The following is a 7511-nucleotide window of genomic DNA, read 5'->3' as shown; positions in this document are numbered from 1 at the left end:
GCCGTTCCTCCCCAGGTTCAGCCGCCGCTGCTCGCGGCCGCGACGGCGCCGGCGCCGGCGCCGACCCGCCGGCCACCGCGCCCGGGTGCGGCGTGGCGCTCTGCGTGGGCTTCAGCCCCGCCGGTACGGGCAGCGCGCTGCCCTTGGCGAACTCGTCCCAGCTGACGTTCCAGGCGGTGAAGCCGTTGCCCTGGTCGAGCTTCACCTCGGTGCCCCGCACCGTCACCAGGTCACCGACCTGCGTGACGCCCATGAGCCAGTCCGCGGCCGTGGCCGACACGTTCGTGCAGCCGTGCGAGGTGTTGGTGTAGCCCTGCTCCCCCTCCGACCACGGCGCGGAGTGGATGAACTCGCCGCCCCAGGTCAGCCGCTGGGCGTCGTCCACGTCGACCACGTAGCCGCCGTTGGGCTCACCCCGGGTGTCGAACGTGGTGTGCTCGTGCTTCTCCATGATCACCATGGTGCCGCTGGACGTCGGCGTGCTCTCCTTGCCGAGACTGACCGGGATCTTCTTGAGCACCTTGCCGTCCTCGTAGACGGTCATCTGCTTGGTCCCGTTGTCGATGTCGAGCGTCACCTGCCGACCGACCTTGGCGGTCGCGACCCGGTCGGAGTCGCCGATCGCCTCCTTGCCGATGGGCAGCCCCTGCAACGCGCTGCGCACGCTGATCTTCGTGCCCGGCTTCCAGCGGTCCGGCGCCCGGTACTCGGCCTGCTTGCCGTCGGCCACCCACGACCAGGTGCCGGGCTGCGGCGGGTCGGTCTTCACGAACAGCCGGCGCTGCACGTCCGCGCGGGCCTCCTTCGGAATCGGCGGGTCGAATCCGAGCACCACCGGCATCGCCGTCCCGTACGTCTGATTCGGCCGGAAATACAATTCGCTGGTGACGGCCGGTTTGGTGGATTTGGCCATCGTCGTGAACGTCGTCTTCTGCGTGGCGGTCTTCCCCGAATCGCCGGTCGCGGTCACCTCCGCCGTGTACGTCCGGGAATTGGCCAGCGGACGGTCCGGCACCCAGCCGGAGCCGTCCTCGCGCGGCTGGGCCGGTACGGCGTTGCCCTTGTCGTCGGTCAGCTTGACGGCTGTCACCTTGCCGTTGCTGACCTTCGTGCCCACCTCCGCGCTGATCGGCACGTTCTTCGTGCGATCGGCGGGTGTCACGGTGACCGACGGCGGCGACGCCTCGGCCTGTTTCGCCACCGACTTCGGGCCGGCGGTGCACGCGCCGACCGCCAGCGGCGCGGCTGCGACAGTCATCGCGAAAAGCGTCAGTCGGCGCCTCGCAAACATATTTCGCCCCCCATTTCCGAACCCTCTCGCCCACATTCTGTAGGCCCGGGATCACGCCGTGGCACCTTCGGCGGAATTGCTCGGAAAAGGCTGCGGAGAATCGTGCCGGACAGGTAATTCCCGTCCCCGCTTGCGCCGCACGCGCCCTCCGCCCGGTTCCCACCACCGCCCTCCTCACCTCTTGACCGCCCCTTGTCCGTCGATCATGAAGTTGACGGCGCGCGGCGTCCTTTTTGTCCCCGCCAACCTCATGATCGACGAATGGAGGGCCGGCGTGAGGTTCCGACCCGGCGAGATCTTGGTACGAAACGGCCTCCACAGGGCCACTTTGCTACCAAGATCTCGACCGATCCCACCCACCGGAACAAGGGTCCCGCAAGACGGCCAGCGCTGGACTCCCTCGCTCGCGTCACCCGCGCCGCCGCGGCGATCTTGCACTTGCGGCCCCGGAGAAGGGTGCGAATCGGGCACGTCGAGGGCCGCAAGTGCAAGATCGCGAGCGGGGGGCGGGGAGCGGGGGCGGGGACGCGGCGCGGCCCCGGACCTCCGTGGGGAGGGCCGGGGCCGGGAGCCTGACCGGTCAGACGTTGGCGACCAGCAGGGCGGGCTGCTCGACGCAGTCGGCGACGTGGCGCAGGAAGCCGCCCGCCACCCCGCCGTCGCAGACCCGGTGGTCGAAGGTGAGGCTGATCTGGGTCACCTTGCGGACGGCGAGCTGCCCGTCCACCACCCACGGCTTGTCCACGATCCGGCCGACGCCGAGCAGCGCCGCCTCCGGGTGGTTGATGATCGGCGTCGAGCCGTCGACGCCGAACACGCCGTAGTTGTTGAGCGTGAACGTCCCGCCGGTCAGCCGTGCCGGGGGCAGCGTGCCGGCCCGGGCCGCCGCGGTGGTCTCGGCGAGCGCGGCGGCCAGCTCCCGGGTGGTCAGCCGCTGCGCGTCACGCAGCACCGGCACGACCAGGCCCCTGTCGGTCTGCGCGGCGATGCCCAGGTGCACGCCCGCGGACTGGATGATCCGCTGCCCCTCGGTGTCGACGTGCGCGTTGAGCTGCGGGAACTTCCGCAGGCCGCTGAGGCAGATCCGGGCCAGCAGGGCCAGGATGCTCACCGGCGCCTCCGGCGCGGCGGCGTTGATCGCGGCGCGCGTCTCCAGCAGGCCGGTGGCGTCCACGTCGACCCAGATGGTCACCTCCGGGATCTCCCGGCGGCTGCGGGAGAGCTTGTCGGCGATCACCTTGCGGATGCCGGTGAGCGGGATGACCGTGTCACCGTCGCCGGCCGGGGCGAGCCCGACGTGGGCGGCCGGGGCGTCCGGCACCGCGGCCAGCCGGGCCGCCGGAGCAGCAGCGGCCACGGCGGCGTCCAGGTCGGCCCGGCGGATCACGCCGCCCGGCCCGGTGCCGCGCAGCGACGCCAGGTCGATGCCGTGCTCCTTGGCCAGCCGCCGCACGATCGGCGAGATGACAAGCGGCGCCGCCGCCGGTCCGCCGGTCCGCGCCGGGTCGACCGACGCCGGCGCGGCCTCGGGAGCGAGCGCCAGACGCGGCCGACGCCGCCGCCGGCCCGAGCCGCCGTGGCCGGTGCCGTAGCCGATCAGGACGTTTCCGGACCCGGCCCGCTCCTCCTCGCGGTAGGTGGCGTGCGGGTCGGGGGCGTCGTCGAGCGGGGCGATGGTGATCAGCGGCTGGCCCACCGGGCGTACCTCACCGGCCGCGCCGTGCAGGGCCACGACCCGTCCGGCGTACGGGCACGGCACGTCGACGACGGCCTTGGCGGTCTCCACCTCGACCACGCTCTGGTCCACGGTGACCACGTCGCCCACGGCGACCCGCCACTCGACGATCTCCGCCTCGCTCAGCCCCTCCCCGAGGTCGGGCAGGAGGAAGTCGCGGGTCCCCACAGCCGTGCTCATGCCGTGCCGGCCGGGCATGCCCTCACGGCCCTCGCTCCGCTCGGTGCGTTCGGTCATGCCGCGCTGGTTGGGCATGCCCTCACGGCCCTCGCTCCGCTCGGTGCGTTCGGTCATGCCGCCACCCACCTCGCGTCGGGCTGGTCGTCCCACTGCAGGCGGGCCACGGTGTCCAGCACCCGGTCGACCGAGGGCAGGTGGGTGTGCTCCAGCATCGGCGCCGGGTACGGGATGTCCAGCCCGGACACCCGCAGCACCGGCGCGTGCAGGGCATGGAAGCAGCGCTCCTGCACCCGCGCGGCGATCTCCGCGCCGACACCGGCGAAGCCCTGCGCCTCCTGGATCACCACGCACCGGCCGGTACGGCGTACCGAGGCGGTGACCGTGGCGTCGTCGAACGGCACGATGCTGCGCACGTCGACCACCTCCAGGTCCCAGCCCTCCTCGCGGGCGGCCTCGGCGGCGGCCAGCGCCACAGGCACCGCCGGCCCGTACGCGATAAGCGTCGCGTCGGTGCCGGGGCGGCGCACCACGGCGCTGCCGATCGGCGCGGTACGGGCCGGCAGCTCCGCCTCGGCGCTGGTGAAATAGAGCTTCTTGGGCTCCAGGAACACCACCGGGTCGGGGTCGTCGATGGCGGCGCGCAGCAGCGAGTACGCGTCGTCCACGGTCGCGGGCGTGACCACCTTCAGGCCGGGCGTGTGCGCGTAGTACGCCTCGGACGAGTCGCAGTGGTGCTCCACGCCGCCGATGCCACCGGCGTACGGCACGCGGATGACGATCGGCACGCTCAACGCGCCGCGCGTGCGGTTGCGCAGCTTCGCCACGTGCGAGGCGATCTGCTCGAACGCCGGGTAGGCGAACGCGTCGAACTGCATCTCCACGACCGGCCGCAGCCCGGACATGGCCAGGCCGACCGCGAACCCGACGATGCCGGCCTCGGCGAGCGGGGTGTCGAAGCAGCGCTTGTCGCCGAACCGGGCCTGCAGCCCGTCGGTGATCCGGAAGACGCCGCCGAGCTGGCCGACGTCCTCACCGAAGACGACCACCCGCTCGTCGTCGAGCATCGCGTCGGCGAGCGCCGCGTTGAGCGCCTTCGCCATGGTCATGGTGGCCATCAGGCGTCCCCCTCCGCGTCGGCGGCCAGCTCGGCCCGGACCATCTCGCGCTGCTCGACGAGTTGCGGCGTCGGTTCGGCGTACACGTGGTCGAACAGGCTCAGCGGGTCCACCGTGGGCTGGTCGTCCATCCGGCGGCGCAGCGCGGCGGCGTACTCCTCGGCCTCCTCGGCGATCGCCGCGACGGCGGCGTCGTCGAGGACGCCCTTGGCCCGCAGGTACGCCTCGAGCCGGGCGATCGGGTCGCGGTCGCGCCACGCCTCGACCTCGTCGGCGTCGCGGTAGCGGGTCTGGTCGTCGGCGTTGGTGTGCGGTTCCATCCGGTAGGTGTGCGCCTCGACCAGGTAGGGGCCCTTGCCGGCGCGGGCGTGCGCGACGGCGCGCTCCAGCACCGCGAGCACGGCGACCGGGTCGTTGCCGTCGACCTGCTCGCTGGGTACGCCGTAGCCGACGCCCTTGTACGCCAGGCTCGGCGCGGCGGTCTGCCGGGACAGCGGCACGCTGATCGCGTACTTGTTGTTCTGCACCAGGTAGACGACGGGCGCCTTGAACACGGCGGCGAAGTTGATGCCCTCGTGGAAGTCGCCCTCGCTGGTGGCGCCGTCGCCGATGAACGCCAGCGCCACGGTGTCGCGACCCTGGTACGACTCGCCGTAGGCCAGCCCGGCGGCGTGCACGCACTGGGTGGCGAGCGGGGTGCACTGCGGCGCGGTGCGGGTGGCGGCCGGGTCGTACCCGCAGTGCCAGTCGCCGCGCAGCAGCGTGAGCACCTCGACCGGGTCGAGGCCGCGGGCGGTCAGCGCCATCGACTCGCGGTACGTGGGGAACACCCAGTCGTCCTCGCGCAGCGCGAGCACGCCGCCGATCTGGCACGCCTCCTGGCCGCGCGCGGACGGGTAGACGGCGAGGCGGCCCTGCTTGGTGAGCGCGGTGGCCTGCACGTCGAAGCGGCGGCCGACGACCATCCGCCGGTACATCTCGCGCAGCGTCTCGACCGGCGGCTCCGGGTAGTCGTCGCGGGCCGGCAGCGGGGTCCCGTCGGGTTCGAGCAGCCGGACCGGTTCCCGCTGCGGCATGAAGCCGGCCGACGGGTCGGGTGCGGCCGGGGTGGTCTTCCGGCGGGTGCGCGGGGATGCCCTGCGGACCGCCTGGGGTGTGGTCGTCACGGCGGGGACCTCCTGGACGTGTGGTGGCCCTATGCTCCCGGTCGTGGATGATTGACTCAACATGCGGGATGAACGCGGGACGAATGGCACGGGAAGGCGGCTGCGGTGAGCCAGGAGACCGGCACCACACCGGGCGCGGCGGGCGGAACGGGACGTTCGGCCGGGCCGCTCGACGAGGTGGATCGGCGGATCCTGCGCGAGCTGGTCCGTGACGCCCGCACGTCCATCCGTACGCTGGCCGAACGGGTGCACGTCTCGCGTACCAACGCGTACGCCCGGGTGGAGCGGCTGCTGCGCGACGGCGTGTTGACCGGGTTCACCGCGCGGGTCGCGCCGGAGCCGGCCGGGCTGGGCACGTCGGCGTACATCGCGCTGACCATCGAGCAGAACACCTGGCGGGAGGTGTCCGCCGAGCTGGCCCGGGTGCGCTACATCGAGCACGCGGCGCTGCTCAGTGGCGAGCACGACGTCCTCGCGCTGGTCCGGGCGCCGGACAACGCGACGTTGCGGGACGTGGTGCTGGACCGGGTGCAGAGCATCGCCGGGGTGCTGTCCACACGTACCTGGCTGGTGTTCGAGGAGTTCGACGGCACGCAGAGCCCCTGGGACTGACCGCCTCAGCGTTCCGGCGGCGACTCCAGCCCTTCGGCGTCGGCCCGCTCCAGCAGGGGTTCCAGCGAGTACCGCCGCTTGTCCAGCCCGGCGTGCGGGTCGCCGCGGTCGGCGAACCGCGCGGGCATGCTGAGCACGTCGAAGTCCTCCGGGCGGGCGTCGTCCAGCTCGGACCACTCCAGCGGCGCCGAGACCAGCGCCGCCGGGGTCGGCCGGATCGAGTACGCCGAGGTCATGGTGTGGTCGCGGGCCATCTGGTTGTAGTCGACGAAGACCGGCCGGTCCCGCTGGTCGCGCCACCAGGTGGTGGTGACCAGGTCGGGCAGGCGGCGCTGCATCTCCAGGCCCAGCGCGAGCACCGCACGCCGGCACTCGCCGAAGCTCCAGCGCGGCTCGATCGAGACGTACACGTGGATGCCGCGTCCGCCGGTGGTCTTCGGGAAGCCCTCCAGGCCCAGCTCCGTCAGGAACGCGCGTACCTCGTGCGCCACCGGCACCACCTGCGCGAAGTCGACACCCGGCATCGGGTCGAGGTCGATGCGCAGCTGGTCGGGGCGTTCCACGTCGCCCTTCGACACCGGCCACGGGTGGAACCGCAGCGTGCCCAGGTTGGCCGCCCAGATCACCACGGCCAGCTCGCTCGGGGCCACCTCGTCGGCGGTACGGCCGCTGGGGAACGTGATGTGCGCGGTGCGCACCCAGTCGGGCGCGCCGGCCGGAAGCCGCTTCTGGTAGAACGCGTCGCCCTTGTTGGTCTGCCGGGTGGCCACCTTGGCGCCCTCGAACACGCCGCGCGGCCAGCGTTCCAGCATGGTCGGCCGGTCCCGCAGCGCGCGCAGGATGCCGTCGCCGACGGACAGGAAGTAGTTGACCACGTCCAGCTTGGTCAGCCCGCGCTCCGGGAAGTAGGGCTTGTCGGGGCTGGAGACGCGGACCAGCCGCTCCCCCACCTGGATCTCCTGCGCCGCCGTGGTCGCCACCGTCACACCGTAGCGATCCTGGCCGGGCGTGGGGACCGGCTCACCGGGACTCCCCGGTGACCGACAGCCGGATCCAGGCGTCCACCCAGGCCCGTACCGCCGGTTCGCCGGGGTCGGCGCCGAGCGCGCCGGCCAGGCCGGACACTGTCGCGCCGCAGCGGTCCAGGCCGACCGCGGCGAGCCCGGCCGCCGTCGCGCGCAACCGCTCCGGGAAGGCGGCCGGCAGGTGCCGCAGGCCGGTGTGCGCGGCCTGCGCGAGCAGCGCCACCGCCGCACCCAGCGCCGCGGCGACCGGGTCGGGCCGGGCGTCGACCGCGCCGGCCAGCCGCCCGTCACCCACTCCAGGCGCCAGATCGGGTACGACCACAGTGTCGGCGACCACCGCCAGCGGCTCGACGACGTGTCCGTCGGCGCCCCGGCGGACTGTCCCGC

6 protein-coding genes and 1 pseudogene are annotated in these 7511 nt (G+C 73.1%); 1 reads left to right on the top strand and 6 read right to left on the bottom strand.

Features of this window, described 5'->3' with window-relative positions; translation table 11 throughout:
* The 4 genes from MCBG_RS02945 to pdhA all read right to left on the bottom strand — a co-directional run.
* On the bottom strand, window positions 1-1291 hold a 1291-nt coding region (locus tag MCBG_RS02945; protein WP_198033266.1), incomplete at its 3' end, for a L,D-transpeptidase.
* A gap of 580 nt (window positions 1292-1871) precedes the next feature.
* Entirely contained in the window at window positions 1872-3206 is a 1335-nt protein-coding gene (locus tag MCBG_RS02940) for a dihydrolipoamide acetyltransferase family protein (RefSeq protein WP_043330072.1), read from the bottom strand.
* A 110-nt stretch (window positions 3207-3316) separates the two neighbouring features.
* Window positions 3317-4321: an alpha-ketoacid dehydrogenase subunit beta gene (locus MCBG_RS02935; protein ID WP_043323674.1), complete on the bottom strand. Its 1005-nt coding sequence runs from the start codon at window positions 4319-4321 to the stop codon at window positions 3317-3319.
* Window positions 4321-5520 (bottom strand): pyruvate dehydrogenase (acetyl-transferring) E1 component subunit alpha, encoded by a 1200-nt coding sequence (gene pdhA, locus MCBG_RS02930; protein WP_043330070.1) that lies wholly within the window; start codon window positions 5518-5520, stop codon window positions 4321-4323. Before pdhA ends, MCBG_RS02935 begins: the two co-directional genes overlap by 1 nt.
* Window positions 5521-5592: 72 nt before the next feature.
* On the opposite strand from pdhA, the gene MCBG_RS02925 reads away from it, so the two are divergent.
* Entirely contained in the window at window positions 5593-6099 is a 507-nt protein-coding gene (locus MCBG_RS02925; protein WP_030499924.1) for an Lrp/AsnC family transcriptional regulator, read from the top strand.
* 5 nt (window positions 6100-6104) lie between these two features.
* Here MCBG_RS02925 and MCBG_RS02920 read toward each other — a convergent pair whose 3' ends face one another.
* Together MCBG_RS02920 and MCBG_RS32855 are read right to left on the bottom strand one after the other, a co-directional pair.
* Window positions 6105-7085 carry a DNA polymerase domain-containing protein gene (locus MCBG_RS02920; RefSeq protein WP_043323672.1) on the bottom strand — a complete coding sequence of 327 codons (981 nt, stop codon included), beginning with the start codon at window positions 7083-7085 and terminating at the stop codon, window positions 6105-6107.
* Window positions 7086-7119: 34 nt separating this feature from the next.
* Window positions 7120-7511: pseudogene (locus MCBG_RS32855) on the bottom strand (hypothetical protein); the annotation flags it as partial.

The sequence above is a fragment of the Micromonospora sp. M42 genome (assembly GCF_000568915.1).
In the GTDB taxonomy this organism is placed as follows: Bacteria; Actinomycetota; Actinomycetes; order Mycobacteriales; family Micromonosporaceae; genus Micromonospora; species Micromonospora chalcea.
Note: the sequence above shows the minus strand (reverse complement) of the source record. Positions and strands in the feature narration are given on the sequence as shown.

Coding starts and splice junctions, on each gene's coding strand:
- MCBG_RS02935 (WP_043323674.1), bottom strand. CDS start 4,321: ATGGCCACCATGACCATGGCGAAGGCGCTCAACGCGGCGCTCGCCGAC.
- MCBG_RS02940 (WP_043330072.1), bottom strand. CDS start 3,206: ATGAGCACGGCTGTGGGGACCCGCGACTTCCTCCTGCCCGACCTCGGG.